Raw genomic sequence first — 26983 nt, 5'->3', positions numbered from 1 at the left:
CTGCCAGGGAGGGAGGAACCGATGTCTCGACTCAGCCGCGCGAAGAAGCGGGATCAGGGGGAGGAGCGGGCGGTGGATGCGGGGGCTTCTGTGGCTTCTGCGGCTTCTGGCCGTCCTGGGATTGCCACGGGTGCTAGGGCTTCCACGGCTCGTGCGGTCTCTGCGGCGGCGCCGATCGAGGTCCGGGTGCCGGGGGACGGCGGGGGAGGCGCGTCGGTCGGTGGTGTACCGGTCGCGGCGGTCGCGGGCGAGGAGATCCAGCAGACCGTCCTGACCCACCTCCACCGGATCGCTCTCGCCGCGGGGACGCCGGTGCGGGCGACGATCCGGGACGACCGGATCGGGTACGTGGTGCCGCTCGTGGTGAACCTGGACGGGTCGAGCGCGCTGATGGGGGAGCCGGTGGACGCGACGCCGCGAGCGGAGTCGGCCGTACCGCTTCCGCCCGAGCCGCCGCGGGCCGTCCGGGAACCCGCTCCCACGTTCACGCCGCGGGCGGTACGGGACGCCGTCCCCGGCACGGTCGCCCCACCGACGGGCGCATTCGGCCCCCCGCCGGTGATGGACGGGCCGGTCACGGACGTGCCCGTGCGGGACGCCCCGCCCCCGGTCGGCGCCGCGCGGTCGCCGCACCCTTCCCGCAGGGCGGCCCCGGACCCGGCCTTCGACCTCGGCGTCGACCCGGGTCCCAAAACCCCGACCCCGCCCCGGGGCTTCGACGCCGTCGCCGAGGCGGTACTCGGTGACGAGCCCCCCACCGCCACCCTCCTCGCGGAACCGGTGGCCAGGATCAACGAGGCCGTCCGGGCCGGGCGCACCCAGGAGGCGGCGGATCTCGCGCAGCGGACCGTGGCGCAGGCCGCGCAGTCACTGGGCCCCGAGCACCCCGAGGTGCTCCAGTTGCGCGAACTGACCGCGTACATCGCCTACCTGGCGGGCGAACCGGCGCAGGCCCTCACCCTCTCCCTGGACCTGGCCCGGATACACCACCGCGCCCAGGACGCCGAGGCCGCCTACGGGAACGTCCTGAGCGCGGCGACCGCCTGGCGAGCCGTACGCGACCCCGAGCAGGGCCTGCGCCTCGGCCACGACCTGATCGCCCTGTGGGCCGTCCTCGCGGCGGAGGCCGGTCCGGCCGCCGATGAACCCGAGAAGCTGACCGCGGCCCGGACCCGCATGGGCCGTCTCGCGCAGCGAGCCCGCGCCCAGTAGGGGACCCCGGCGGCTCATTGCACGCAGAACTCGTTCCCCTCCGGATCCGCCATCACCACCCACTGACCGGAGGGTTCCCTCACCTCCCGCAGCACACTCGCGCCGAGCCCCCGCAGCCGCTCAGCCTCCGCCTCCCGCTGCCCCTCGGGGGCGTGCAGGTCGAGATGGAGCCGGTTCTTGCCGGTCTTCTCCTCCGGCACCCGCTGGAACAGCAGCCGCCGCCCGAGCCCCGTCCCGCTGTCGGGGTCGAAGGGGTCCTCGGGATGCCGTACGGCGACCAGGTCCCGGAAGGCGAGCCGGGCATGGAACTCGACGGTGGCCTCGCGGGGCAGCGCGCCGAGTTCCAGCAGCCGTTCGATGAGCGCGTGGTTGTCCTCGACCTCGTAGTGCAGCGCGGCGGCCCAGAAGTCGGCCTGCGCCTGCGGGCTCGCGCAGTCGACGACGAGCTTCCAGTGCAGCGGCGCGGGTGCGGACGCGGAATCAGGAACCTGTGTCATGGGTCCCTTATAGCGGCCCATCAGGTCCGGGACTGTCCTAGTGGACCGCGGCTTCCCTCTTGTCGTACGCCTCCCGCGCCTCCGCGATCTCCCGCTGGTGCCGCTCCGTCCAGTCCACCAGTGACTGGATCGTCGCGTGCAGGGTCCCGCCCAGCGGGGTCAGTTCGTACTCCACCCGAGGCGGCACCACCGGATGAACGGTCCGCTTCACCAGCCCGTCCCGTTCCAGCTGCCGCAGCGTGACGGTGAGCATCCGCTGGCTGACCCCGTCGATCTCGCGCCGCAGCTCGGTGAAGCGCAGCCGCCGGTTCTCCAGCAGGGCGATGACCAGCAGCGACCACTTGTCGGCCACCCGGTCCAGGATCTGCCGCACCTGGCAGTCCTCGCGGGTGTCCCACTGGAAGGGGTCGGCGTCGCCGTAGTCCACGGTGCTCGCGCAGTTACTCGGTGACTTAGAAGTGCCTTCTTCCATGTCTGCCGATGGTGCCGCAGGGTGGGGGTGGTTACAAGAGGGAACCGACCCTCATTCGCGTAACTCCCCTCTCTTTCCTGGAGTGTTCCTATGGGCACCCGCGCCTGGGCGCTGCTGTTCGTCCTCTGCGGAACGATTTTCCTGGAGGGCATCGACGTCGCCATGATGGCCGTCGCGATCCCGTCGATCAGAGCCGATCTGGGGCTCACGACCGGCACCGCGGCCTGGGTCATGAGCGCCTACGTCCTCGGGTACGCCGGTTTCACCCTGCTCGGCGGCCGGGCCGCCGACCTGCTGGGCCGGCGCCGCATGTTCCTGCTCTGGCTCACCGTCTTCCTCTGCTTCTCCGGCCTCGGCGGTTTCGCCACCGAGGGCTGGATGCTGGTCCTCGCCCGCTTCGTCACCGGCGTCGCCGCCGCCTTCATGACCCCGGCCGCGCTCTCGCTGATCACCACCTCGTACGAGGAGGGCCCCCGGCGCAACAAGGCCCTGATGATCTTCGCCGGTACCGCCGCCGGAGGCTTCTCCTTCGGCCTGGTGGCCGGCGGACTGCTCACCGAGCTGGGCTGGCGGTGGGTCTTCTTCGCGCCGGTGCTGCTGAGCGCCGCCCTGCTGCTCGCGGCGGTGCGGCTGGTCCCCCGGCAGGACGGTCCGCGCGCCCGCGGACGGAGCTTCGACCTGCCCGGCGCGATCATCGCCGCCGGCGCCATGCTGCTGGCCGCCTACACCGTCGTACGCCTGGAACACGGTCTGCAGGACCTGCCGCTGACCTCGGCCGCGGCCCTCGCGGCGGTGCTGCTGGCCACCGCCTTCGTGGTCGTGGAGCGCCGCACCGCCGACCCGCTGGTCCGGCTGGGCATCCTGCGGGTGGGATCCGTCGTGCGCGCCGACCTCGGGGCGCTGCTCTTCGTCGGCGCCTTCTTCGGCTTCCAGTTCGTGGTGACGCTCTACCTCCAGGAACTGCGCGGCTGGTCCTCGCTGCAGACCGCGCTCGCCCTGGTGATCATGGGCTGCGACATGATCCTGGCGCCGACCCTGACGCCCTGGCTGGTCGCCCGGTACGGCAACACCCGCGTGATCGTCGGCGGCTTCGCGCTGGCCGTCGTCGCCTACGCGCTGTTCCTGCCGGTGGGCCCGGACTGGCCGTACGCCGCGATGCTGCCCACGCTGTTCGTCGCGGGCCTGGCGTTCGCGCTGGCCTACGGGCCGCTGACGATCGCGGCGACGGACGGGGTCGCCGAGCGGGAGCAGGGCCTGGCGAGCGGGCTGCTGACCACCGCCACCCAGTTCGGCTCGGCGATCGGCATCTCCGCGGTGACGGCCGTCTACGGCCTGGCGTCCACCGGACCGGGACCCGAGGAGACGCTGTCCGCGTTCCGTACGGCACTGGTGGTGCCGGTCGCGATGGTGGCGCTGGGGTTGCTGATATCGGCCTTCGGCGCCCGGGCGGACCGGCGCGCCGAGCGCCAGGCGTCGGCGGTCAGCAGGGTCAGCGCCAGCCACACCAGCGCGAACCCGGCCCAGCGCTCGGCGGGCATGGCCTCGCGGAAGTAGAGGATGCCGAGCAGGAACTGGAAGACGGGCGCCAGGTACTGCAGCAGCCCCAGGGTGGACAGCGGCACGCGGATGGCCGCCGCGCCGAAGCAGACCAGCGGCAGCGCGGTGACCAGGCCGGTGGTCGCGAGGAGCGCCGCGTGTCCCGGGCCCTCGGAGGTGAACGTGGAGCCGCCGTCGGCCGACAGCCACACCAGAAAGGCCAGCGCCGGCAAGAACTGGATGGCGGTCTCGGCGGCCAGCGACTCCAGGCCGCCGAGGTTGACCTTCTTCTTCACCAGGCCGTAGGTGGCGAAGGAGAAGGCGAGGACGAGCGAGATCCACGGCGGGCGGCCGTAGCCGATGGTGAGCACCAGGACCGCGGCGAAGCCGATCCCGACCGCCGCCCACTGCACGGGACGCAGCCGCTCCTTCAGCAGCAGCACGCCCATCGCGATGGTGACCAGCGGGTTGATGAAGTAGCCGAGCGAGGCCTCGACGACCCGGTCGTTGTTCACGGCCCAGATGTAGACGCCCCAGTTGACGGCGATGACGGCCGAGGCGACGGCGATGAGCGCGAGCTTGCGCGGCTGGCGCAGCAGCTCACCGGCCCACTTCCAGCGCCGTATGACCAGCAGGGCCAGCGCCACCGCGACGAGGGACCACACCATCCGGTGGGCCAGCACCTCGACCGGCTCGGCGGGCTTGAGCAGCGGGAAGAACAGGGGGAACAGCCCCCACATCCCATAAGCCGCGAAGCCGTTCAGCAGACCTATGTGCCGCTCGCCCTTCGGCTTCCCGCTCACGGGCCCTCCTTCTGGTCGTCCTCGCCCCGAAGAAGGTAGCGCCGATCACCCTCGCCTGTCATGCCCGTATCGCCATACGGTCATGACAGGCGAGGGTGCCCGGTCACCGGGGGGCGTCAGTCCTTGAGCGCGGCGGCGATGGCCTCGGAGAACGGCGTGGTCGGACGGCCGGTGAGCCGGGACAGGTCACCGGAGGAGACGACCAGTTCGCCCTTGGCTATGGCGGCGTCCACCCCGACGAGGATGTCGGCGAACGGCGCCGGCATCCCGGTGCCGCCGAGGATGCCCTTCAGCACCTCACCGGACACGGCGTTGTAGGCGATCTCCCGGCCGGTCTGCCGGCTCAGCTCGGCCGCGTACTCGGCGAAGCTCCACGCCTCGTCGCCGCCCAGCTCGTACGTCGTGTTCTCGTGCCCCTCGCCGGTCAGTACGGCGACGGCGGCAGCGGCGTAGTCGGCGCGCGCGGCGGAGGAGACCCGGCCCTCGCCGGCGGCGGCCACGACGGCGCCGTGCTCCAGCACGGGGGCGAGGTTCTCGGTGTAGTTCTCGTGGTACCAGCCGTTGCGCAGCAGGACGTAGGGCACGCCCGAGCCGGTGAGCGCCTTCTCGGTGCCGCGGTGGTCGTCGGCGAGCGCGGCCGTCAGGCTCCCCGGGGCGCTGGTGTAGGCGAGCAGGGCGACACCGGCGGCCTTCGCGGCCTCGATGACGACCTGGTGCTGGGCGACCCGGCCCTTGTCGAACTCGTTGCCGGAGACCAGCAGCACCTTGTCGCCCGCGGCGAACAGGCCGTCGAAGGTCTCGGGCGCGTTGTAGTCGGCGACGGCGATCCGGACGCCCTTGGCCGCGAGGTCCGCCGCCTTCTCCGGGGTGCGCACGACGGCGGTGATCCGGGCGGCGGGCACCTTGTCGAGCAACTGCTCCACGACGTGGCGGCCCAGGTTTCCGGTGGCTCCGGTGACGACGATGCTCATGATGCGGGGCTCCTTGTGAGGTGGGTGATCTGTCGTCGACCCTAGAAGGAGCGCTAACTATTGGAAAGTACACACTTTGAAGTAAGGTACAGGCATGACGGTAAGTGAGGGGGCGCGCCCAGGGCAGTCCGACGGTGAGGCGATGTGCCCGTACCGCCTGGTGCTGGAGCACGTGACGAGCCGCTGGGGCGTCCTGGTCCTGATCCATCTGCTGGACCGGCCCCACCGCTTCAGCGAACTGCGCCGGGCGATCGGAGAGGTCCGGCCGGTCAGCGAGAAGATGCTGACCCAGACCCTCCAGACCCTGGAACGCGACGGCATGATCCACCGCGACGCCCAGCCGGTGATCCCCCCGCGCGTCGACTACTCCCTGACCGGCCTGGGCCGCGAGGCGGCGGAACAGGTGCGGGGGCTCGCCGCGTGGACGGTGCGGCGGATGGGGGAGGTCAGCGCGGCCCGGGAGCGGTACGACGCGGAGAAGGGGAGGGGCTGAAGGGGCGGGACTGAAGGGGCGGGGTCGAAGGTGCGCGGTTGCATCAGAGGGCCCGGGCACCCTGCGGTACCCGGGCCCTGCGCTCGGCGATCGGTTCGGCCGGGCCGGTCAGCCGACGACCGTCCAGGTGTCGCCGCCCGCCAGCAGCGCGGCCAGGTCGCCCTTGCCGTTCTGCTCGATGGCCGCGTCCAGCTGGTCGGCCATCTGCGTGTCGTAGACGGGCCGCTCGACGCTGCGGAACACACCGATCGGGGTGTGGTGGAGGGTGTCGGGGTCGGCGAGCCGGGAGAGGGCGAACGCCGTGGTCGGCGAGGCGCTGTGGGCGTCGTGGACCAGGATCTCCGCCTCGTTCTCCGGCGTCACTGTCACCACCCGCAGATCACCCGTCGCCCGGTCCCGGACCACGCCCCGCGCCCCGTCGGTGCCGAAACGGATCGGCTCGCCGTGTTCCAGGCGGATGACCGCCTCCTGGGCCTGCTGCTTGTCCTTCAGGGCATCGAAGGCACCGTCGTTGAAGATGTTGCAGTTCTGGTAGATCTCCACCAGCGCGGTGCCCGGGTGGGCGGCCGCCTGGCGCAGCACCTCGGTGAGGTGCTTGCGGTCGGAGTCGACGGTCCGCGCCACGAAGGACGCCTCCGCGCCGATCGCCAGCGACACCGGGTTGAAGGGCGCGTCGAGCGACCCCATCGGCGTCGACTTGGTGATCTTCCCGACCTCGCTGGTCGGGCTGTACTGGCCCTTGGTCAGGCCGTAGATCCGGTTGTTGAACAGCAGGATCTTGAGGTTCACATTGCGCCGCAGGGCGTGGATCAGATGGTTGCCGCCGATGGACAGCGCGTCGCCGTCGCCGGTCACCACCCACACGCTCAGGTCCCGCCGACTGGCCGCGAGACCCGTCGCGATCGCGGGCGCGCGGCCGTGGATGGAGTGCATGCCGTACGTGTTCATGTAGTACGGGAAGCGCGAGGAGCAGCCGATCCCTGAGACGAACACGATGTTCTCCCGCGCCAGGCCCAGTTCGGGCATGAAGCCCTGCACCGCGGCCAGGATCGCGTAGTCACCGCACCCGGGGCACCAGCGCACCTCCTGATCGGACTTGAAGTCCTTCATGGACTGCCTGGCCTCGGCCTTGGGAACGAGCGAGAGTGCCTCGATCGTGCCCGTGCCTTCCCTGGACGTCTCAGCCATCGATGGCCTCCTTGAGAGCCGCTGCGAGCTGTTCGGCCTTGAACGGCATGCCGTTGACCTGGTTGTACGAGTGGGCGTCCACCAGGTACTTCGCCCGGATCAGCGTGGCGAGCTGACCGAGGTTCATCTCGGGGACGACGACGCGGTCGTACCGCCCCAGCACGTCACCGAGGTTCTTCGGGAAGGGGTTGAGGTGCCGCAGGTGCGCCTGCGCGATCCCGTGTCCGGCGGTGCGCAGTCGGCGGACGGCCGCGGTGATCGGGCCGTAGGTCGAACCCCAGCCCAGCACCAGGGTCCTGGCGTCGTGCGGATCGTCGACCTCGAGGTCGGGCACCTCGATGCCGTCGATCTTCGCCTGCCGGGTGCGGACCATGAAGTCGTGGTTGGCGGGGGCGTAGGAGATGTTGCCCGTGCCGTCCTCCTTCTCGATGCCGCCGATGCGGTGCTCCAGCCCCGGGGTGCCGGGGACGGCCCAGGGCCGGGCGAGGGTCTGGGGATCCCTCTTGTACGGCCAGAAGGCTTCCGAGCCGTCCTCCAGGGTGTGGTTCGGGCCCTGCGCGAACTGCACCCGCAGGTCCGGGAGTTCGTCCAGCTCCGGGATCCGCCAGGGCTCGCTGCCGTTGGCCAGGTAGCCGTCGGAGAGCAGGAAGACCGGCGTCCGGTACGTCAGCGCGATCCGTGCCGCCTCCAGCGCCGCGTCGAAACAGTCGGCGGCCGTGCACGGCGCGACGACCGGCACCGGCGCCTCACCGTTGCGCCCGAACATGGCCTGCAGCAGGTCCGCCTGCTCGGTCTTGGTCGGCAGACCGGTCGAGGGCCCGCCGCGCTGGATGTCCACCACCAGCAGCGGCAACTCCAGCGAGACGGCCAGCCCGATCGTCTCGCTCTTGAGCGCCACCCCGGGCCCGGAGGTCGTCGTCACCGCGAGCGAACCGCCGAAGGCCGCGCCCAGCGCCGCCCCGATCCCGGCGATCTCGTCCTCCGCCTGGAAGGTCCGCACACCGAAGTTCTTGTGCTTGCTCAGCTCGTGCAGGATGTCGGAGGCCGGGGTGATCGGGTACGAGCCCAGGAACAACGGCAGATCCGCCTGCCGGGAGGCCGCCACCAGGCCGTACGACAGGGCCAGGTTCCCGGAGATGTTCCGGTAGGTGCCGACGGGGAAGGTCTTGGCGGCCGGGGCGACCTCGTAGGAGACCGCGAAGTCCTCGGTCGTCTCGCCGAAATTCCATCCCGCTCTGAACGCCGCGATGTTCGCCGCCGCGATCTCCGGCTTCTTCGCGAACTTCGACTTCAGGAACTTCTCCGTGCCCTCGGTGGGCCGGTGGTACATCCATGACAAGAGGCCGAGCGCGAACATGTTCTTGCTGCGCTCGGCCTCCTTGCGGCTGAGGTCGAATTCCTTGAGGGCCTCCACCGTCAGCGTGGTCAGCGGCACCGGGTGCAGGTGGTAGGCGTCCAGCGAGCCGTCCTCCAGGGGTGAGCTGACGTAGCCCACCTTCTGCATGGCCCGTTTGGTGAACTCGTCCGTGTTCACGATGATCTCCGCGCCGCGCGGCAGATCCTGCACGTTCGCCGCCAGCGCCGCCGGGTTCATCGCGACCAGGACGTTCGGCGCGTCACCCGGCGTGAGGATGTCGTGGTCGGCGAAGTGCAGCTGGAAGGAGGAGACACCGGGGAGGGTGCCGGCGGGGGCGCGGATCTCGGCAGGGAAGTTCGGCAGCGTCGACAGGTCGTTGCCGAAGGACGCTGTCTCGGAGGTGAAGCGGTCACCGGTGAGCTGCATACCGTCACCCGAGTCTCCCGCGAACCGAATGATCACTCGGTCCAGCCGGCGGACGTCCTTCGCCGTCGCCGGTTTGCGCTGCTCTCCCAGAACTGCTTCGTCGGCCTGCTCCGCTGGGCTACTGACCTGGCTGGTCACTGAACTGGACCTCCCTCGAGGCGGCTGTCGGGGACAGGCCTTCCCGCGGGCCCTCCCCACAGGATCAACCCTACGTCCGTAAAGGTCGCCTTCCCCGGGCCATTCGCATGATGGACACGGTTTTGAGACGGTTCGCCACCCTGACTCGTCATGAGTTCAGATAGGTGAGTACCGCGAGAACGCGACGGTGATCCCCGTCGCTAGGGGACAGCCCCAGCTTCAGGAAGATATTGCTGACGTGCTTCTCCACGGCCCCGTCGCTGACCACCAGTTGGCGGGCGATGGCGGAGTTCGTCCGCCCCTCGGCCATCAGCCCCAGGACCTCCCGCTCCCGCGGGGTGAGCCCCGCGAGCACGTCCTGCTTCCGGCTGCGTCCGAGCAACTGCGCGACCACCTCCGGGTCGAGCGCCGTGCCGCCCTGAGCCACCCGCACCACCGCGTCCACGAACTCCCGCACCTCGGCGACCCGGTCCTTGAGCAGATAGCCGACCCCCCGGCTGGAGCCTGCCAGCAGTTCGGTGGCGTAGCGCTCCTCCACATACTGTGACAGCACGAGCACACCGAGTCCCGGATGCGCCTTGCGCAGCTGTACGGCGGCCCGCACGCCCTCGTCGGTGTGGGTGGGCGGCATCCGTACGTCCGCGACGACGACGTCCGGAAGTGTGCCCTGCGCGTCGAGCTCCGTGATGGTCTTGATCAGTGCTTCTCCGTCGCCCACGCCGGCGACGACCTCGTGCCCGCGGTCGGTCAGCAACCGGGTCAGGCCCTCTCTGAGCAGCACTGAGTCCTCTGCGATGACCACCCGCACCCTGTCCTCCACGACGTCCGGCCCCCCGAGCCTGTTGCGCGCCCGGCCGGCTGTCTCCGGCCCGGTCCCGCGGCTCCTCAGTATCGCGCGATCGGCCGGTCCTCACCGGGCCTGTGGATAACCCGGCCTGCCGTCTTCGGATCCGAGGGCCGGGAGGGGGCTGATTTCCGGCCTGGGCACACACAGAGGCGTCCGTCTCCGGCTGCCGGAGACGGACGTACTGAGCCGTTACGGCTCTACACCGCCCGCCAGGGCAGCTCCGCCGTGATCCGGGTGGGGCCGCCGACCGGGGAGTCCACGACCAGGATCCCGTCCACCGCGTCCAGACGTTCAGCGAGCCCGGCCAGACCCGACCCGGCGGAGGTGTCCGCGCCGCCCACGCCGTTGTCCACGACCTGGAGCATCAGCCGGTCCTCCACCCGCCAGACGTCCACCCCCGCCCAGGTGGCTCGCGCGTGCTTGCTGATGTTCTGGAGCAGTTCCGAGACGGTGAAGTAGGCGATGCCCTCGATCGCCGGCACCGGCCGCGCGGTCAGGTCGACCTGGACCTCGACCGGGACAGTGCAGCGGGAGGCGACCGAGGAGAGCGCGGCGTCCAGACCCCGGTCGGTCAGTACGGCCGGGTGGATGCCGCGGGCCAGGTCGCGCAGTTCCTGGAGCGCCGTCTTCACCTCACCGTGGGCCTCCTCCACCATGCGGGCCGCGGCCTGCGGGTCCTCCGTCAGCTTCTCCTTCGCCAGCCCCAGGTCCATGGCCAGCGCCACCAGCCGGGCCTGCGCGCCGTCGTGCAGATCGCGCTCGATGCGCCGCAGGTCAGCGGCGGCCGTGTCGACCACGACCCCGCGGCCCGACTCCAGCTCCACCACGCGCGTGGCCAGCCGCGTCGGCCCGAGCAGCCCGTGCACCAGCAGCCGGTCCACCATCGTCAGCGCCCGCACGATCCACGGCGTCGCCAGCGTGAAGAGCAGCCCCACCAGCGCCGTCACGGTGATCTCGAACGCGTTGTCGAGGTAGATGCGGTGCGTCTCGTCGCCGTAGAGCTGGATACCGCCCTGGCCGCCGTAGAGCGGGAACAGCCAGAACCACAGCGGATACGTCAGCAGGCTCCAGCCGATGGCCCAGAAGTTCACCGCGACCACGAAGGAGAAGACCGCCCACGGCAGATGCAGCACCGCGTACAGCAGCGAGCGCCAGGAGGCGCCGCTCTTCAGGACGGCGCCCATCCACGCCATGAAGCCCTGCTTGCGCATCCGCAGCGGCTCCGGGTCCGCGACCTCCAGATCGAGCAGCCCACGCGCGCGTGCCCGCTCCATCGCCCCGAACCCCCGGCAACCGGCCAGGCCCGCCGCCAGCACCGGGATCCCCAGGAACGTCACCAGCAGGCCCGCCCCCAGCGACACCATGGTGACCGCGTAGGTGAAGAGCAGGATGCTGATCGGCAGGCTCAGCAGGAGGTAACCGAGTTCGCGCCAGTGCCGCGCCTCGAACGGCGCCCGCAGCCCGGCGGGCAGCCGATGAGCGCGCTCACTGTCGGGGAAGCCGAGCCCGTAACCCTGTCCGTACTCCGTGGCCATCGACGTCGTCCGTTTCTGCTCGTGCGGCTGGGTCTTCGCGATACCTCCACCCTCCTCGGGCGCAGGTCGGCGGGCCATGGAGTCCGTCGGCGTCTTGGGCGGGGGGTTTTCCCTACCCCCGCTCCGGCTCCCGGTCGCGCCAGGGCAGCTCGGCGGTGACCGTGGTGGGGCCGCCCGGCGGGGAGTCGATGACGAACAGCCCGTCCACGGCGCCGAGCCGGTCGGCGAGCCCGCGCATCCCCGTACCGCCGTCCAGCCGCGCGCCCCCGTGCCCGTCGTCCCACACCTGCAGCAGCAGCCGGTCGTCCGTCCGCCACACCTCGACCGAGGCGGTCCGGGCCCCGCTGTGCTTGCTGACGTTCTGCAGCAGCTCCGAGACGGTGAAGTAGGCGATGCCCTCGATGGCCGCGGCCGGCCGCCCGTCCAGATCGACCGTCACCTTCACCGGCACCGTGCACCGCGTGGCCACCGACGACAGCGCCGCGTCCAGGCCCCGGTCGGTCAGCACCGCCGGATGGATCCCGCGCGCGAGATCCCGCAGCTCCTGGAGGGCGAGCTTCACCTCACCGTGCGCCTCCGCGATCATCGAGGCGGCGAAGTCCGGGTCCTCCAGCAGCTTCTCCTTGGCCAGACCGAGCCCCATCGCCAGATTGACCAGCCGGGCCTGCGCGCCGTCGTGCAGATCCCGCTCGATACGCCGCAGATCGGCGGCGGCCGTGTCCACCACCACCCCCCGGTCGGACTCCAGCTCGGCGATCCGCCGCTCCAGCTCGTCCGAGGGCGACAGCAGCCCCCGCACCATCGCCCGGTCCGCGTTCGCCAGGCCCCGCGCGATGAACGGCAGCACCGGCCACAGCACGAACAGCGAGGCCAGCGTGATGGCGAAGGTGAGCACACCCCAGGGCAGCCGGATGAAGTCGTACAGCACCGTCCGCCAGCCCACCGGGTCCTTCAGCATCAGCCACAGCTGCGCGAAGAACCCGTTCCGGCTGCCGCGCAGCCGGATCGGGCTCGGCTCGTCCACCCGCACCCCGAGCAGCGCGCGGGCCCGCGCCCGCTCCAGCTTGCCCAGCTGCCGGGCGCCCATCAGCCCCGCCGCCAGCAGCGGGAAGCCGACCACGGTGACCGTCAGCCCGGCCCCGGTGAACAGCATCGTCACGACATAGACGAACCCCAGCAGCGACATCGGGAGGTTCGCCAGCAGATGCGCGATCTCTTTCCAGGTGTGCCGGTCGTAGGCGAAACGGGCCGGCGGCAGCCGGTCGCCGTCGGCCGGTTCGGCACGGCGGGCGCGGTCGGAGGACGGGTGGCGTTCGGTCATATGGGCTAGCGTGCCGGTCGAGCGGCACTCGCGCCATGAGGCGGACCGCCGCCCTCCCCGGGGGAAAACCCCACCCGCGCCCCCGAAGCCGTGACAGGCTGCTTACGCTCGCTTTAGCAGGGCCTAGACTCCCGTGCGTAAAGATCGTCGAACTAGATCGTCGAACGGCTGTGTTCACTGAGGTCAGGGAGCGAGGGACGGACGTGCCGGAACCGACCGTCGTCGTCGCGGCGGACAAGGGTGTCGTCGTCTCGGCGGAGTACTTCCAGTCCTACTCGGTCGTCGGACTGCTCGCCCTGGTCGGCGTGCTGTTCGTCGCGGTCGCCTTCGGCGCCGGGCGCCTGCTGCGGCCCGTGGTGCCGACGCCCGAGAAACTGATGACGTACGAGTGCGGCGTCGACCCCGTCGGCGAGGGCTGGGCCCACACCCAGGTCCGCTATTACGTCTACGCCTTCCTGTACGTGATCTTCGCTGTCGACTCGATTTTTCTCTTCCCCTGGGCGACGGTCTTCGCCGCCCCCGGCTACGGCGCCACCACCCTCGTCGAGATGTTCATCTTCCTCGGCTTCCTGACCGTGGGTCTGCTGTACGCATACAAGAAGGGCGTCCTGACATGGACGTGACTCCCTCTTCTTCCGAGCCCGTGCCGCTGCCGGAGCCGAAGCGGCTGGGCGCGCTCGCCCGGCTGGCCCCCGAGCCGATGAAGGTGGTCCTCAACTGGGGCCGCCGCTACTCGCTCTGGGTCTTCAACTTCGGCCTCGCCTGCTGCGCGATCGAGTTCATCGCGGCGTCGATGGCCCGCCACGACTTCATCCGCCTCGGCGTGATCCCCTTCGCACCGGGCCCGCGCCAGGCCGACCTGATGGTCGTCTCCGGCACGGTCACCGACAAGATGGCTCCCGCGGTGAAGCGCCTGTACGAGCAGATGCCCGAGCCGAAGTACGTCATCTCCTTCGGCGCGTGCAGCAACTGCGGCGGCCCGTACTGGGACTCGTACGCGGTGACCAAGGGCGTCGACCAGATCATCCCGGTGGACGTCTACGTACCCGGCTGCCCGCCCCGCCCCGAGGCGCTGCTCCAGGGCATCCTGAAACTCCAGGAGAAGATCGCCCGGGAATCGCTGGGGGAGCGGTACGGGGTGGCACGTCCTTCGGCGGCGGCTTTGCAGAGTGGGTTGGTGAAGGGGCCGGAGTCGAGGGGCGCCGGGTCGGGTGCGGCGACGGCTGTGGCTCCGGGTGCGGCGGCTTCTGCGACAGGGTCGGTGGAGTCGGCGGGAGCTGGTTCTCAATCGGTCAACGGATCGGCGGGGGGCGCTGGTTCCCGGTCGGCGGCAGATTCTGGAACGGGGGCCGGATCGGCCAACGGGTCGGGGTCTGGATCTGGGTCTGATCCGGTGTCCGGGGCGGGTTCGGCTTCTGAGCCCGGTCCGGCGTCCGGGTCCGGTTCGGCTTCGGACGCGGGGGAGGAGAGATGAGCACGGTCGGCTGGCTGCCCGCCCCCGTCGAAGAGCTCTTCGGCGCGGAGGCCACCGCCGAGGAGTCCTACGACGTCCTGACCGTCGACGTGCCGTCGGCGTCCTGGACCTCCGCGCTTCGTACGGCGCGTGACGAACTGGGCTGCACATACTTCGACTGGCTGAGCGCGGTCGACGAACCCGGCACGGGCTTCCGGGTCGCCGCCCATGTGGCCGCCCTGGCCCCGGTACGCCGGCTGCTGGTGCGCACGACCGTGCCGCACGAGGCTCCGGCCCTGGAGTCCGCGATCACGGTCTACGCGGGCGCGGCCTGGCACGAACGCGAGACGCACGAGATGTTCGGCGTCACCTTCGAAGGCCACCCGGCGCTGGACCACCTCCTCCTGCCGGAGACCTTCGAGGGCCACCCCCTGCGCAAGGACTTCGTCCTGGCCGCCCGCGTCGCCAAGGCCTGGCCCGGCGCGAAGGAACCGGGGGAGTCCGAGCACGGCGGCCCCAAGCGCCGCCAGATGCTTCCGCCCGGCGTCCCCGACCCGAACGAGTGGGGCCCGCTCAAGGGCCAGCTCCCGCCTGCCCCGGCCCGCCCGGCGCGGGGTGCGGGCCGCGCGGCGGGCGAACGTCCGGCCCGCGCGGCGGGTGCGGGTGCTGCGGCTGGGGCTGCGGGAGACCGTCCCGTACGCCGTGCCCGGTCGGCCTCGGAAGGCTCGGCTAGCCAGGCCGCGGCGGCCGGTACGGCGGCGCCTTCGGCGGAGGGCGCCCCCGCGGCGACCCCGCCCCGCCGCTCCCGCAGCGCGAGCGAGGGCTCCGCGAGCCAGCAGGCGGATACGGAGGCGGCAGGCCGCGAGGGTGCGGGTGACACCACCGGCGCCCCCACCTCCCGCCGCTCCCGCGGCGTGAACGAGGGCAGCGCGAGCCAGCAGGCGGGTACGGAGGCGGCAGGCCGCGAGGGTGCGGGCGACACCACCGGCGCCCCCACCTCCCGCCGCTCCCGCGGCGTGAACGAGGGCTCCGCGAGCCAGCGCACCCAGCCCCCGGCGGCCGAGGACACCCAGCCCGCGGCCCCCCGCAGCGCGGACGCCCCCTGGCACCACGCCCGCCCAGCCTTCGAGGAACCGTCCAAGAAGGACCCGAAGCCGACGAACGAGCCGACCCCGCCGGCACCCGAGAACACCGCCACCCCCCGCCAAGCAGCGCCGCCAGCCGCGGCCAAGTCCTCGCCCGAGGCTGCACCCAAGTCCTCGCCGGAAGCTGCGACCGAGGCCGCGCCCGAGTCCTCACCCGAAGCCGCGCCGGAGGCCGCAACCCGGCCCTCCCCGGAAGCCGCGCCCGAAGCCGCGCCCGAGCCCTCCCCGGAAGCCGCGCCCGAAGCCGCGCCCGAGCCCTCCCCGGAAGCCGCGCCCAAGGACCCGGCCAAGGAATGCACCGGCGCCCCCGCCGAGGAGCGCACCGGCGCCCCCACCGTCGACCAGCCCGGCGCCCCCGCCGAGGAGCGCACCGGCGCCCCCACCCGCGCCCAGCCCGGCGCCCCCGCCGAGGAGCGCACCGGCGCCCCCACCCGCGCCCAGCCCGGCGCCCCCGCCGAGGAACGCACCGGCGCCCCCACCCGCGCCCAGCCCGGCGCCCCCGCCGAGGAACGCCCGGGCGCCCCCACCGACGACGACCACCCCCACACCCCCGCCCAACCCCCCGCCGAAGACCCCAAGCACCCCTCAGGAGGCCCGCAGTGAACGACGTGCTCGACGTCACCCTGCGACTCCTCGTCGTCTTCGTCGTCTTCCTCACCTTCCCCCTGCTGATCGGCCAGACCGAGCACAAGGTGATGGCCCACATGCAGGGCCGCCTCGGCCCCATGTACGCCGGCGGCTTCCACGGCTGGGCCCAGCTCGTCGCCGACGGAGTGAAGTTCGCGCAGAAGGAGGACGTGGTCCCGGCCGGCGCGGACCGCCGCATCTTCCAGCTCGCCCCCGCCGTAGCCCTCCTGCCGTACCTCCTCGTCCTGCTGGCGATCCCGATCGGCCCCGGCGAAGGGGCCGTCGGCGAGGTCATCGACGCGGGCGTCTTCTTCGTACTCGCCGTGATGGGCGTGGGCGTCCTCGGCGCGCTGATGGCCGGCTGGGCCTCCGCCAACAAGTTCTCCCTGCTCGGCGGCCTGCGCACCGCCGCCCAGCTCCTCGCCTACGAACTCCCCATGCTCCTCGCCGCCGCCTCCGTAGCGATGGCGGCCGGCACGGTCTCCCTGCCCGGCATCCTCCACGCCTTCGAGTGGTGGTGGCTGCCCTGGCAGATCGTCGGCGCGATCGTCTTCTTCGTCGCGGGCCTCGCCGAACTCCAGCGCCCGCCCTTCGACATGCCGGTCGCCGACTCCGAGATCATCTTCGGCGCGTACACCGAGTACACGGGCCTGCGTTTCGCCCTGTTCCTGCTCGCCGAGTACGCCGGAATCGTCGTCCTGTGCGGCCTGACCACCGTCCTCTTCCTCGGCGGCTGGCACGGCCCCTGGGGCGAGGACGGCCTCGGCTGGGTCTGGACCCTGCTGAAGACCGCCCTCCTCGCCTTCGTCGTGATCTGGCTGCGCGTCACCTACCCACGACTGCGCGAGGACCAGCTCCAGAAGCTCTCCTGGACCCTCCTCGTCCCCCTCGCCCTCGCCCAGATCGCCCTCACCGGCGTCGTCAAGGTGGTGATCGAGTAATGGCCCCCATCCCCGGCTCCGGCCTCGCCAAGGGCCTGGCCGTCACCCTGCGCACGATGACGAAGAAGTCCGTCACCGCGCAGTACCCGGACGCCCAGCCCCACCTCCCGCCCCGCACCCGCGGCGTGATCGGTCTGTTCGAGGAGAACTGCACGGTCTGCATGCTCTGCGCCCGTGAGTGCCCCGACTGGTGCATCTACATCGACTCCCACAAGGAGACGGTCCCGGCGGCGGCCCCCGGCGGCCGCGAACGCAGCCGCAACGTCCTCGACCGCTTCGCCATCGACTTCTCCCTGTGCATGTACTGCGGTATCTGCATCGAGGTCTGTCCTTTCGACGCCCTGTTCTGGTCCCCGGAGTTCGAGTACGCCGAGACCGACATCCGCGACCTCACCCACGAGCGCGACAAGCTCCGCGAGTGGATGTGGACCGTGCCGGCCCCGCCCGCCCTCGACCCCGGCGCGGAGGAGCCCAAGGAGATCGCCGCGGCCCGCAAGACCGCGGAGAAACTCGCCGCCGCCCAGGCCGAACCTCAGGAGGGACAGCCGTGATGCTCGCCGCTGATACGCACGGCTTCCTCTCCCCGACCGGCGTGGAGATCACCTTCCTCCTCGTCGGCCTGGTCACCCTCGGCGCGGCCCTGGTCACCGTCACCACCCGGCAACTGGTGCACGCCGCCCTCTGGCTCGTGGTCACCCTCGGCGGCCTCGCCGTCGAGTACCTCCTGCTCACCGCCGAGTTCATCGCCTGGGTGCAGGTCCTCATCTACGTCGGTTCCGTGGTCGTCCTCCTGCTGTTCGGTCTGATGCTCACCCGCGCCCCCATCGGCCGCTCCCCGGACGCCGACTCCGGCAACCGCTGGGTGGCCCTGGGCGTGGCGCTCACCGCCGCGACCGCCCTGATCTGGGTGGTCGTCGACGCCTTCCGCACCACCTGGATCGATCTCGACGGCGCCCCCGCCGGCTCCACCGAGGTCACCGGCAAGGCCCTCTTCCAGAACTGGGTCCTCCCCTTCGAGGCCCTCTCCGTCCTCCTCCTCGCCGCCCTGGTCGGCGCGATCGTCCTGTCCCGCAAGGCGAAGGCCGACGCCCCGCCCACGGCCGGCGGCGGCGCCGGACCGGACGGCGGGGGAGCCGCCCAGGCCGACAAGGAAGGCGCCCGCTGATGCACCTCGCCTATCCCGCCGTGCTCTCCGCCCTCCTGTTCTGCACCGGCCTGTACGGCGTGCTGGCCCGTCGCAACGCGATCCTGGTCCTGATGTCCGTCGAGCTGATGCTCAACGCCGTCAACCTCAACCTGGTCGCCTTCGACGTCTGGCTCAGCCGGGCCGCCGAGGAGACCCTGCACTCCGGCCAGGCCCTGACCCTGTTCACCATCGCCATCGCCGCCGCCGAGATCGGCATCGGCCTGGCGATCGTCCTCGCCGTCCACCGCAACCGCGGCACCGCGGACATCGACAGGCTCCGCGACACCGCCGAGGGCCACGAGAGCGAAACCCCGGACGTCCAGGCCCCCGTCGAGGAGAAGGCTGAGGCCACCGCGTGACCACGACCACCCTCGCCGTCCTCGTCCCCCTCCTTCCGTTCCTGGGCGCGGCCGTCGGCCTGCTCCTCGGCCGCACGGCCCCCGGCTACGTCCGCCCGCTCGCCGTCCTGCCGGTGCTCACCTCCCTCGTGCTCGCCGTCTGGGTCGCCGTCGACCAGGGCGGCGGCCAGGCCCTGAACGCCGCCACCGAACTGACGCCCACCGGCTCGGTCCCGATCGACCTCGCCCTGCACATCGACGGGTTCGCCGCCCTGGTCGCCGTGCTGGTCGCGCTCGTCGCCTCCTGCGTGCAGATCTACTCGACCGGCTACCTGAGCGACGACCCGCGCTATCCCTCGTACGCCGCCCTCGTCTCCCTGTTCACCTCCGCGATGCTGCTCGTCGTCTACTCCGGCGACCTGATGGTGCTGCTGGTCGGCTGGGAGATCATGGGCATCTGCTCGTACTTCCTGGTCGGCCACTACTGGGAGACCCCGGAGGCCCGCGCCGCCTCCCTCAAGGCCTTCCTGGTGACCAAGCTCGGTGACGTCCCCTTCCTCATCGGTCTGTTCGCCCTGGCCACCGATGCCGGGTCCTTCCGCATCACGGAGATCCTCGGCACCGTCGCGAGCGGCGGCCTCGACCACCCCACGCTGATCGCCGTACTGCTCCTCGCGGGCGTGGCCGGCAAGTCGGCGCAGTTCCCGCTGCACACCTGGCTCCCCGACGCGATGGCGGGCCCGACCCCCGTCTCCGCGCTGATCCACGCCGCGACGATGGTCGCCGCCGGTGTCTACTTCGTGGCCCGTCTCCTCCCGGTCTTCGAGGCCTCCCAGGCCGCGATGGTCCTCCTGGCCGTCATGGCCGCCGTGACGATGGCCGGCTCGGCCCTGTGCGCGCTCGCCCAGGACGACATCAAGCGCGTCCTCGCCTACTCGACGATCGGCCAGCTCGGCTACATGACCGGCGCCCTCGCCGTCGCCGACCGCGGTGCCGCCGTCTTCCACCTCCTGTCGCACGGCGCCTTCAAGGCGCTGCTGTTCCTCGCGGCCGGCGTGATCATCCACGCCGCCGGCACCAACTCGCTGGCCGCCATGTCCCGCATGCGGAACCTGCGCGCCCGGGTCCCGGACGCCTACTGGACGATGACCGTGGCGCTCCTGGCGCTCGCCGCGATCCCGCCGTTCAGCGGCTTCTTCTCCAAGGAGTCCGTCCTCGGCGCCGCCGAGCACGTCTCCACCGGCCACACCGAGCACGCCCCCGGCGCCGCGGGCTGGATCGTCCTGGTCGCCGCCCTGCTCACGGCCCTGCTCACCGCCGCGTACGCGACCCGCCTGTGGCTGCTGGCCTTCCGCGGCCACGGAGCCGAGGCCCCCGACCACGGACGGCAGCCGCTCACCATGACCTCGGTGCTGTGGGTGCTGGCCGTGCCGTCGCTGGCCTTCGGCGCCTTCGCCTACGGAACGCTGCCCGACTGGTTCGACGGCCGTGACCTCGCCCCGACCCTGACCACCTCGGTCCTCGGCACCGGCGTGGCCCTGGTCGGCGGCATCGTCACCTACGCGGCCTGGCGGCACACCACCGCGCTCGCGGGCCGCGTCCCGCTGGGCGCGGTCGCCGCCCACCCCGAGGGCGACGCCGCACAGGTCGAGGCCGAGGCCATCGCCAGCCACGCGGCCGCCTACGGAGACGTGGCCTCGGCGTCCGACCCGGCGGATCCGGGCCGTCTCCTGCTCGGCCCGCTGCACCGCCACGCGGCCGTCGGCTTCCACCTGGACGCCGTGTACGCGACCCTCTTCGTCCGCCCGGTCCAGGCCGGCGCGAGTCTCGTCCGGTTCCTCGACCGCGAGGTCGTCGACACCTACGTCCGCGGGGCGGGCGCTGTGCCCCGCTGGCTCGGCATCGCCGTACGGCGTGCCCAGACCGGCAATGTGCAGACCTATGTGAGCACGCTGCTCGCCGGAACCGTCGTCCTGGCGGTCGCCGCCGTCCTCGTCGCCACGGGAGCGTGAGCAGGCGTGATCGATATCAACGAGTCCGTGATGCAGTTTCTTCTGGCGTTGATCGTCGTCGGCCCGCTCATCGGTGCCGCCGCCGCTCTCCTGCCGGCCCCGCCCGGGCTGAAGGGGAAGTCACCCGAGCAGGCCGTGCTGCGGCACGGCGTGACCGTCACCGGCACGGTCCTCATCGCCGCGATCGTCCTCGCGCTCGGCTTCGACCACGACCAGCCGTCGAAGATGCAGGCCACGACGGACATCAGCTGGATCCCCGCACTCGATGTGCGCATCCACCTCGGCATCGACGGCATCTCCCTCCCCCTTCTGGTCCTGACCGCGCTGCTGACCTTCCTGTGCGCGCTCTACTCGTACTTCAAGATGCCCGCGGGCCCGACCCCGAAGGCGTTCGTCGCCCTGCTGCTCGTCCTGGAGGCCGGCACCCTCGCCACCTTCGCCGTCCTCGACCTGCTGCTGTTCTTCCTCGCCTTCGAGATGGTCCTGATCCCGATGTACTTCCTCATCGCCCGCTGGGGCGGTGCGGGGCGGACCCAGGCCGCCTGGAAGTTCATCCTCTACACACTGCTCGGTTCGGTCGTCATGCTGCTCGGCCTGCTCCTGATCGGGATCAAGGCGGGCACATTCGACATGGTGGCACTCGCCACTGACAACGGCCGGTCGCTGACCACATCCGTGCAGGTCATCGCCGTTTTGGCGATCGGTCTCGGGCTCGCGGTCAAGACGCCGATGTGGCCGCTGCACAGCTGGCTGCCCGACGCCCACACCGCTGCCCCGACCGTCGGCTCGGTCCTGCTGGCCGGTGTGCTGCTGAAGATGGGTACGTACGGGTTCGTCCGGATTCTGCTGCCGATCACCCCCGACGGCTTCGCCGACTTCGCGCCCTACCTCGCCGCCTTCGCCGTCGTCGGCATCATCTACGGATCCCTGGCCTGTCTGGCCCTGGCCAAGCGGGGCGCGAAGGGCGACCTCAAGCGCCTCATCGCCTACTCCTCCGTCGGCCACATGGGCTTCGTGCTGCTCGGCATCGCGACGATGACCCCGACCGGCGTCAACGGCGCCCTGTTCGCCAACATCGCCCACGGCCTGATCACCGGCCTGCTCTTCTTCTTGGTCGGCGCCCTGAAGGACCGCACCGGCACCACCGACCTCGACACCCTCGCCGAGGCGACCGGGGCGGCGCTGTACGGCAAGGCCCCGCGCCTCGGCGGGCTGATCGCCTTCGCCGCGGTCGCCTCGCTGGGCCTGCCGGGCCTCGCCGGGTTCTGGGGCGAGATGCTCGCCCTGTTCGGCGCCTTCGAACCCGCCGACCAGCTCAGCCGCCCGGCCTTCCTCACCTTCATGACCATCGGCGCGTTCGGCACTCTGCTCACCGCCGCCTACCTGCTGATCGTGGTCCGCCGGGTCTGCATGGGCGCCGTACCGCAGCAGGCCCCGAAGCTCGCCGACGTACAGCCGTACGAACTCGTGGCCTGGACGCCGCTCGTCGCCCTCACCGTCGTCGCCGGCCTGTGGCCGAAAACCCTCCTCGGCCTGACTGACCCGGCCGTCCAGCAGCTTCTCGCAGGAGGCACCCGATGAGCTCCCCGGCCCAGCCGCTGGCCGCGTCCCTCGTCCAGGACGTCGACTGGCTCGCCATCGCGCCGCCCACCCTCGCGGCCGTCGTCGGTCTCGTCGTCCTGGTCGCCGACCTCTTCGTCGGACAGGACCGCAAGGCGCTGCTCGGCTGGGTGTCCGTCGCCGGCCTCGCCGCCTCGACGCTGATGCTGCTGCCCCTGGCCGACGGTGACCGCTCCACCTTCTGCCTGACCGGCGCCCCCGACACCTGCAGCTACACCGCCGACCGCTTCACGCTCGTGCTGCAACTGCTGGTCCTCGGCGGCGCCCTTGTGGCCGCACTGCTGTCGGTCACCGCACTGAAGGACGACGCCAAGAACCTCCCCGAAGGGGAGTTCTGGTTCCTGCTGCTCTCCTCCGCGGCGGGCGCCGCCCTGCTGCCCGCCTCCCGCGATCTCGCCACACTCGTCGTCGCCCTGGAAGTCGCCTCCCTGCCCGCGTTCGCCCTCGTCGGCCTCCGCCACGGCGACCGCAAGTCCTCCGAGGCGGCCCTGAAGTTCTTCCTGTCCTCGGTCACCGCGACCGCGGTCAGCCTGATGGGCATCAGCTTCGTGTACGCCACCACCGGCACCCTCTACCTCACCCAGATCGCCGAGCGCATCCAGGACGTCGACGGCCAGTTCCACACCCTCGCCCAGACCGGCGTTGTCCTCACCCTGGTCGGCTTCGCCTTCAAGACGGCAGCCGTCCCCTTCCACTTCTGGGTCCCGGACACCTACGTGGGCGCCCCCCTCCCCGTAGCCGCCTACCTCTCGGTCGTCGGCAAGGCGGTCGGCTTCTCCGGCCTGATCCTGATCACGGTCATCGCGCTGCCCTCGTACGACGAGGTCTGGGGCCCGGCGCTCGCCGTCCTGGCCGCCCTCACCATGACCGTCGGCAACGTGGGCGCCCTGCGCCAGCACCCCACGCGCGCGTACAGCGCGGTACGCCTGCTCGCCTGGTCGTCGGTGGGCCAGGCCGGCTACCTCCTCGTACCGATCGCCGCAGCCGCGTACTCCGACGACGCCGAACGCTCCATCGGTTCCACGGTGGCCTACGCCCTCATGTACGGCGCCGTGAACCTCGGCGCCTTCGCGGTGGCCGCCCTGGTGGGCCGCACCCGCTCCCTGAACCGCCTCACCGACTACCGGGGCCTGTACGCGCGTAACCCGGTCTCCGCCCTGGTTCTCGCCTTCTTCCTGCTCTGCCTCGCCGGGCTGCCGCCGGGCATCATCGGCCTCTTCGCCAAGGTCACCGTGTTCTCGGCGGCCGTCGACGCGGGCCTGGGCTGGCTGGCCGTGGTCATGGCCGTCAACGTCGTCATCGCGCTGTTCTACTACCTCCAGTGGACGGCGCTGCTGTTCCGCGCCCCCGAGGGCGAGCCCGTCCGGCACGCCGTGCCCGTCCCCCTCACGGCGGCCCTCTCCCTCACCGCGGTCCTCGCCGTCGCCCTGTCGGGTGCACCCCAGCTGGTCCTGCGCTTCGCGGACACCGGCCTCTTCTAGGGCCGCGGCGGCATCACCCGGACGGCCCATCGGCGGGGCCGTGCGCCCAAGGGAACCCCAGACCCTCGCCTGGCGTTGACCAGTACGGGAGGGTCCACTGGACGTGTCACCACGACACCAGTGGCATCGGAGATCGACCAGCAAAGGGTTCCCCTGCCGCACCACTTGGAGGGCGTACCGTGCACCGCCGGCACAACGGGCTCAGGACCGCAGTACTCCTCGGGGGACTGTCCGCACTCATCATCGCCATCGGCAGCTTCTTCGGCCGCATGGGGCTCGTCGTCGCCGTCGTCATCGCCCTGGGCACGAACGCGTACGCGTACTGGAACAGCGACAAACTCGCGCTCCGCGCGATGCGCGCCCGCCCGGTGAGTGAGTTCGAGGCCCCGGCGCTGTACCGCATGGTCCGCGACCTCTCCACCCAGGCCCGGCAGCCCATGCCACGCCTGTACATCTCCCCGACGGAGGCACCGAACGCCTTCGCGACCGGCCGCAACCCGCGCAACGCCGCCGTGTGCTGCACCGACGGCATCCTGCGCCTGCTCGACGAGCGCGAACTGCGCGGAGTGATCGGTCACGAGCTCAGCCATGTCTACAACCGGGACATATTGATCTCGTCGGTCGCCGGCGCCCTCGCCTCCGTGATCATGTTCCTGGTCAACTTCGCCTGGCTGATCCCGATCGGCCGCTCGGACGACGACGACGGACCCGGCCTGTTCGGCATGCTGCTGATCACGCTCCTGGGCCCGCTCGCCGCCAGCCTCATCCAGCTCGCCATCAGCCGCTCCAGGGAGTACGACGCGGACGCCTCCGGAGCCCAGCTCACCGGCGACCCGCTCGCCCTCGCCAGCGCCCTGCGCAAACTCGAAACAGGCACCAAGCAGCTTCCGCTGCCCCCGGAGCCCCGGATCGAGACGGCGAGCCACATGATGATCGCGAACCCCTTCCGCCCGGGACAGGGGCTGTCCAAGATGTTCACCACGCACCCGCCGATGGCCGAGCGGATCGCGCGGCTCGAGAAGATGGCAGGTACCCACCAGTGAAGACAGTTCTGAACGTCATCTGGCTCGTCCTCAGCGGCTTCTGGCTGTTCCTCGCCTACCTCGTCGCGGGCGTGCTGCTCTGCATCACCGTCATCGGCATCCCGTTCGGCATCGCCGCCTTCCGCATCGGCATCTACGCCCTGTGGCCCTTCGGGTACACGGCGGTCGAACGCCGGGACGCGGGTGCGCCGTCCTGCGTCGGCAACGTCCTGTGGCTGGTGCTGGCGGGCTGGTGGCTGGCGCTCGGCCACATCGCCACCGGCCTCCTGCTGTGCGTCACGATCATCGGCATCCCGCTGGGCATCGCCAACTTCAAGCTGATCCCGGTCTCGCTCCTGCCGATGGGGCGCGAAATCGTCCGCACCGACCAGGCGTTCGCGTCGACGGGCCGCTGGTAGCCGACAGCCCGTCCGCAGGCCGCTGGTTGTCCACAAGCCGGAGGTTGTCCACAGGCTCCGCTCGATTGTCAGTGCCGGATTGCATCATGAACGCATGACCGAGATCGAGCAGTTGCTGACACGGGTGGCGGCCAAGGCCCACAACACCCGCCCGTGGGGCTGGGCTTCCCTCCCCGAGCCCGTGGACGCGGCCGCCCTCGCCCGCGCCGAGACCGCCCTGGGTTTCTCCCTGCCCCCATTGCTCGCCGAGCTCTACCTGCGCATAGGGGACGGCGGCTTCGGCCCGGAGTACGGCCTGCTGCCCCTCCTCGAAGGGCCCCCGTCCGGCGAACCCGCGGCCGTCGTGCAGTACCTCGCCAACCGTGAGAGCGGCCGCAAGGACCCCGACTGGCCCTGGCCCGAGGGCGTCCTGCCGATCTCCCACTGGGGCTGCGCGATGTACGCGTGCGTGGACTGCCACGCCCCCGAGGCCCCCGTCCTGCTCTTCGAACCGAACGCCGACACCAGCGACCACGCCTGGTACGTGGACGCGCCCAGCCTCGAACTCTGGCTGCACACCTGGGTCGAAGGCACCGGCTGGTACGAGGAGACCAACGACGACATGGACATGGTCCCGTGGACCGACTTCCGCATACGGACCAGGCGGGCGTCCTAGCCCCCGGGGGAGAGCAGCCGGCCGCCCTACCGGGCCGCCCTCCACCGCAGTACGCCGTACGCGAGGACGCCCGCCGCCAGCACCCCGGCACCGACGACCACCGACACCCAGGGCAGCGCGAACGCCAGGACCGCGCAGCCCACCAGACCCACCGCCGGCACCACCCGAGCCGACGGACCCGACCCGAGCGTCCAGGCCGAGGCATTGGCCACCGCGTAGTACGCCAGCACACCGAAGGAGGAGAACCCGATGGCCCCGCGCACGTCCACCGTGGCGGCCAGCACCGCGACCACCGCACCCACGGCGAGCTCCGCCCGGTGCGGCACCTGGAACCGCGGATGCACGGCCGCCAGAGCGCCGGGCAGATGCCGGTCACGCGCCATGGCCAGCGTCGTCCGGGAGACGCCCAGGATCAGGGCGAGCAGCGACCCCAGCGCGGCAACCGCGGCACCGACCCGGACGACCGGCACCAGCTCCGGCACACCGGCGGCCCGGACCGCGTCGGCCAGCGGCGCCTCCGCGGTGCCGAGACCGCCTGCGCCCAGCACGGACAGGACGGCCACCGCCACGCACGCGTACACCGCGAGCGCGATACCCAGGGCGACCGGGATCGCGCGGGGGATGGTGCGCGCCGGATCCCGCACCTCCTCGCCGAGGGTCGCGATGCGCGCGTACCCGGCGAACGCGAAGAACAGCAGCCCGGCCGCCTGAAGCACACCGCCCGCACCACCGGAGGTCCCGATGTCCAGCCGCCCGGCATCGGCCTTCCCGGACGACAGGCACACCACCACCACGGAAGCGAGGACCGCCAGCACCACCGCCACGATCGCCCGCGTCAGCCAGGCGGACTTCTGCAGGCCGCCGTAGTTCACCGCGGTCAGCGCCACCACGGCCGCGACCGCCACCGCGTGCGCCTGGTCCGGCCAGACGTACGCGCCCACCGTCAGCGCCATCGCCGCACAGGAGGCCGTTTTCCCGACCACGAACGCCCAGCCCGCGAGATAGCCCCAGAACTCCCCGAGCCGCTCACGGCCGTACACATAGGTGCCGCCCGAGGCCGGATACAGGGCGGCCAGCCGCGCCGAGGAGGTGGCATTGCAGTAGGCGACCACGGCGGCGACGGCGAGTCCGAGCAGCAGCCCCGTCCCGGCGGCGTGCGCCGCGGGCGCCAGGGCGGCGAAGATCCCGGCCCCGATCATCGAACCGAGCCCGATGACCACGGCGTCGCCCACCCCCAGGGTGCGCCGGAGCCCGGCAGGGGACTGTGTCATGGGCTTCATGGGCCGAA

The 26983-nt window shown here is 71.5% G+C and carries 24 protein-coding genes and 2 pseudogenes; 16 read left to right on the top strand and 10 right to left on the bottom strand.

Translation table 11 applies throughout. The features are described 5' to 3' along the window. The first annotated feature begins 21 nt into the window (after positions 1–21). The gene (locus ACFYW5_RS04870; protein WP_389415469.1) at positions 22–1212 is read left to right on the top strand and encodes a tetratricopeptide repeat protein; all 1191 of its coding nucleotides are present in this window, start codon (positions 22–24) and stop codon (positions 1210–1212) included. Between the two features lie 14 nt (positions 1213–1226). On the opposite strand, the gene ACFYW5_RS04865 is transcribed toward ACFYW5_RS04870, so the two are convergent. Next, a complete protein-coding gene (locus tag ACFYW5_RS04865) occupies positions 1227–1709 on the bottom strand; it encodes a VOC family protein (RefSeq protein ID WP_389415468.1) in 483 nt (160 codons plus the stop codon). Positions 1710–1746: 37 nt separating this feature from the next. Then, entirely contained in the window at positions 1747–2181 is a 435-nt protein-coding gene (locus ACFYW5_RS04860; protein WP_389415467.1) for a winged helix-turn-helix transcriptional regulator, read from the bottom strand. 90 nt (positions 2182–2271) lie between these two features. Here ACFYW5_RS04860 and ACFYW5_RS04855 point away from each other — a divergent pair. Next, a pseudogene (locus ACFYW5_RS04855) lies at positions 2272–3426 on the top strand (MFS transporter); the annotation flags it as partial. 80 nt (positions 3427–3506) lie between these two features. Here the strand turns inward: ACFYW5_RS04855 and rarD are convergent. After that, positions 3507–4520: an EamA family transporter RarD gene (gene rarD / locus ACFYW5_RS04850; RefSeq protein ID WP_389415466.1), complete on the bottom strand. Its 1014-nt coding sequence runs from the start codon at positions 4518–4520 to the stop codon at positions 3507–3509. A 116-nt stretch (positions 4521–4636) separates the two neighbouring features. Next, complete coding sequence (locus tag ACFYW5_RS04845) at positions 4637–5491, bottom strand: SDR family oxidoreductase (protein WP_389415465.1); 855 nt, start codon at positions 5489–5491, stop codon at positions 4637–4639. 94 nt (positions 5492–5585) lie between these two features. Between ACFYW5_RS04845 and ACFYW5_RS04840 the strand changes: the two genes are divergently transcribed. After that, positions 5586–5984, top strand: coding sequence for a winged helix-turn-helix transcriptional regulator (locus ACFYW5_RS04840; protein WP_389415464.1), 399 nt, complete (start codon positions 5586–5588; stop codon positions 5982–5984). Positions 5985–6092: 108 nt separating this feature from the next. Here the strand turns inward: ACFYW5_RS04840 and ACFYW5_RS04835 are convergent, their stop codons facing one another. From ACFYW5_RS04835 to ACFYW5_RS04815, 5 genes are all read right to left on the bottom strand, one after another. Then, the gene (locus ACFYW5_RS04835; RefSeq protein ID WP_389415463.1) at positions 6093–7172 is read right to left on the bottom strand and encodes a 2-oxoacid:ferredoxin oxidoreductase subunit beta; all 1080 of its coding nucleotides are present in this window, start codon (positions 7170–7172) and stop codon (positions 6093–6095) included. Continuing rightward, the gene (locus tag ACFYW5_RS04830; RefSeq protein ID WP_389415462.1) at positions 7165–9093 is read right to left on the bottom strand and encodes a 2-oxoacid:acceptor oxidoreductase subunit alpha; all 1929 of its coding nucleotides are present in this window, start codon (positions 9091–9093) and stop codon (positions 7165–7167) included. The genes ACFYW5_RS04835 and ACFYW5_RS04830 overlap by 8 nt, the downstream gene beginning before the upstream one ends. 148 nt (positions 9094–9241) lie before the next feature. Beyond that, a complete protein-coding gene (locus tag ACFYW5_RS04825) occupies positions 9242–9901 on the bottom strand; it encodes a LuxR C-terminal-related transcriptional regulator (protein ID WP_389415645.1) in 660 nt (219 codons plus the stop codon). 236 nt (positions 9902–10137) lie between these two features. Further along, positions 10138–11475, bottom strand: a complete 1338-nt coding sequence (locus ACFYW5_RS04820) for a sensor histidine kinase (RefSeq protein WP_389415644.1) — start codon at positions 11473–11475, stop codon at positions 10138–10140. A 112-nt stretch (positions 11476–11587) separates the two neighbouring features. Further along, positions 11588–12796: a sensor histidine kinase gene (locus ACFYW5_RS04815; protein WP_389415461.1), complete on the bottom strand. Its 1209-nt coding sequence runs from the start codon at positions 12794–12796 to the stop codon at positions 11588–11590. A 203-nt stretch (positions 12797–12999) separates the two neighbouring features. Here ACFYW5_RS04815 and ACFYW5_RS04810 point away from each other — a divergent pair, with 203 nt between their 5' ends. The 13 genes and pseudogenes from ACFYW5_RS04810 (at position 13000) to ACFYW5_RS04750 (ending at position 25695) form a co-directional block, all read left to right on the top strand. Then, entirely contained in the window at positions 13000–13419 is a 420-nt protein-coding gene (locus tag ACFYW5_RS04810) for an NADH-quinone oxidoreductase subunit A (RefSeq protein ID WP_389415460.1), read from the top strand. Next, positions 13410–13985 (top strand): annotated as a pseudogene (locus ACFYW5_RS04805) (NADH-quinone oxidoreductase subunit B); the annotation flags it as partial. The gene ACFYW5_RS04810 and the pseudogene ACFYW5_RS04805, both read left to right, overlap by 10 nt. Before the next feature lie 281 nt (positions 13986–14266). Then, the gene (locus ACFYW5_RS04800) at positions 14267–15997 is read left to right on the top strand and encodes an NADH-quinone oxidoreductase subunit C (protein ID WP_389415459.1); all 1731 of its coding nucleotides are present in this window, start codon (positions 14267–14269) and stop codon (positions 15995–15997) included. Beyond that, positions 15994–16962, top strand: coding sequence for an NADH-quinone oxidoreductase subunit H (locus ACFYW5_RS04795; RefSeq protein WP_389415458.1), 969 nt, complete (start codon positions 15994–15996; stop codon positions 16960–16962). Before ACFYW5_RS04800 ends, ACFYW5_RS04795 begins: the two co-directional genes overlap by 4 nt. Then, positions 16962–17513 carry a NuoI/complex I 23 kDa subunit family protein gene (locus ACFYW5_RS04790; RefSeq protein ID WP_389415457.1) on the top strand — a complete coding sequence of 184 codons (552 nt, stop codon included), beginning with the start codon at positions 16962–16964 and terminating at the stop codon, positions 17511–17513. The genes ACFYW5_RS04795 and ACFYW5_RS04790 overlap by 1 nt, the downstream gene beginning before the upstream one ends. Beyond that, entirely contained in the window at positions 17513–18127 is a 615-nt protein-coding gene (locus tag ACFYW5_RS04785) for an NADH-quinone oxidoreductase subunit J (RefSeq protein ID WP_389415456.1), read from the top strand. The genes ACFYW5_RS04790 and ACFYW5_RS04785 overlap by 1 nt, the downstream gene beginning before the upstream one ends. Beyond that, a complete protein-coding gene (gene nuoK, locus ACFYW5_RS04780) occupies positions 18127–18507 on the top strand; it encodes an NADH-quinone oxidoreductase subunit NuoK (protein ID WP_389415455.1) in 381 nt (126 codons plus the stop codon). Before ACFYW5_RS04785 ends, nuoK begins: the two co-directional genes overlap by 1 nt. Next, positions 18504–20498: an NADH-quinone oxidoreductase subunit L gene (locus ACFYW5_RS04775; RefSeq protein ID WP_389415454.1), complete on the top strand. Its 1995-nt coding sequence runs from the start codon at positions 18504–18506 to the stop codon at positions 20496–20498. Before nuoK ends, ACFYW5_RS04775 begins: the two co-directional genes overlap by 4 nt. 6 nt (positions 20499–20504) lie before the next feature. Continuing rightward, entirely contained in the window at positions 20505–22079 is a 1575-nt protein-coding gene (locus ACFYW5_RS04770) for a NuoM family protein (RefSeq protein WP_389415453.1), read from the top strand. Next, a complete protein-coding gene (locus ACFYW5_RS04765) occupies positions 22076–23599 on the top strand; it encodes an NADH-quinone oxidoreductase subunit N (RefSeq protein WP_389415452.1) in 1524 nt (507 codons plus the stop codon). Before ACFYW5_RS04770 ends, ACFYW5_RS04765 begins: the two co-directional genes overlap by 4 nt. 179 nt (positions 23600–23778) lie before the next feature. Beyond that, positions 23779–24642 (top strand): zinc metalloprotease HtpX, encoded by an 864-nt coding sequence (gene htpX, locus ACFYW5_RS04760; protein ID WP_389415451.1) that lies wholly within the window; start codon positions 23779–23781, stop codon positions 24640–24642. Beyond that, entirely contained in the window at positions 24639–25040 is a 402-nt protein-coding gene (locus ACFYW5_RS04755; protein WP_389415450.1) for a YccF domain-containing protein, read from the top strand. The genes htpX and ACFYW5_RS04755 overlap by 4 nt, the downstream gene beginning before the upstream one ends. 94 nt (positions 25041–25134) lie before the next feature. After that, positions 25135–25695: an SMI1/KNR4 family protein gene (locus ACFYW5_RS04750; protein ID WP_389415449.1), complete on the top strand. Its 561-nt coding sequence runs from the start codon at positions 25135–25137 to the stop codon at positions 25693–25695. A 26-nt stretch (positions 25696–25721) separates the two neighbouring features. On the opposite strand, the gene ACFYW5_RS04745 is transcribed toward ACFYW5_RS04750, so the two are convergent. Then, positions 25722–26966, bottom strand: a complete 1245-nt coding sequence (locus ACFYW5_RS04745) for an APC family permease (RefSeq protein ID WP_389415643.1) — start codon at positions 26964–26966, stop codon at positions 25722–25724. Positions 26967–26983 lie beyond the last annotated feature (17 nt).

The sequence above is a fragment of the Streptomyces sp. NPDC002779 genome (assembly GCF_042888685.1).
Classification (GTDB): Bacteria; Actinomycetota; Actinomycetes; order Streptomycetales; family Streptomycetaceae; genus Streptomyces.
Note: the sequence above shows the minus strand (reverse complement) of the source record. Positions and strands in the feature narration are given on the sequence as shown.

Coding starts and splice junctions, on each gene's coding strand:
- ACFYW5_RS04870 (WP_389415469.1), top strand. CDS start 22: ATGTCTCGACTCAGCCGCGCGAAGAAGCGGGATCAGGGGGAGGAGCGG.
- ACFYW5_RS04865 (WP_389415468.1), bottom strand. CDS start 1,709: ATGACACAGGTTCCTGATTCCGCGTCCGCACCCGCGCCGCTGCACTGG.
- ACFYW5_RS04860 (WP_389415467.1), bottom strand. CDS start 2,181: ATGGAAGAAGGCACTTCTAAGTCACCGAGTAACTGCGCGAGCACCGTG.
- ACFYW5_RS04845 (WP_389415465.1), bottom strand. CDS start 5,491: ATGAGCATCGTCGTCACCGGAGCCACCGGAAACCTGGGCCGCCACGTC.
- ACFYW5_RS04840 (WP_389415464.1), top strand. CDS start 5,586: ATGACGGTAAGTGAGGGGGCGCGCCCAGGGCAGTCCGACGGTGAGGCG.
- ACFYW5_RS04835 (WP_389415463.1), bottom strand. CDS start 7,172: ATGGCTGAGACGTCCAGGGAAGGCACGGGCACGATCGAGGCACTCTCG.
- ACFYW5_RS04820 (WP_389415644.1), bottom strand. CDS start 11,475: ATGGCCACGGAGTACGGACAGGGTTACGGGCTCGGCTTCCCCGACAGT.
- ACFYW5_RS04815 (WP_389415461.1), bottom strand. CDS start 12,796: ATGACCGAACGCCACCCGTCCTCCGACCGCGCCCGCCGTGCCGAACCG.
- ACFYW5_RS04800 (WP_389415459.1), top strand. CDS start 14,267: ATGAGCACGGTCGGCTGGCTGCCCGCCCCCGTCGAAGAGCTCTTCGGC.
- ACFYW5_RS04790 (WP_389415457.1), top strand. CDS start 16,962: ATGGCCCCCATCCCCGGCTCCGGCCTCGCCAAGGGCCTGGCCGTCACC.
- ACFYW5_RS04785 (WP_389415456.1), top strand. CDS start 17,513: ATGCTCGCCGCTGATACGCACGGCTTCCTCTCCCCGACCGGCGTGGAG.
- nuoK (WP_389415455.1), top strand. CDS start 18,127: ATGCACCTCGCCTATCCCGCCGTGCTCTCCGCCCTCCTGTTCTGCACC.
- ACFYW5_RS04765 (WP_389415452.1), top strand. CDS start 22,076: ATGAGCTCCCCGGCCCAGCCGCTGGCCGCGTCCCTCGTCCAGGACGTC.
- ACFYW5_RS04750 (WP_389415449.1), top strand. CDS start 25,135: ATGACCGAGATCGAGCAGTTGCTGACACGGGTGGCGGCCAAGGCCCAC.
- ACFYW5_RS04745 (WP_389415643.1), bottom strand. CDS start 26,966: ATGACACAGTCCCCTGCCGGGCTCCGGCGCACCCTGGGGGTGGGCGAC.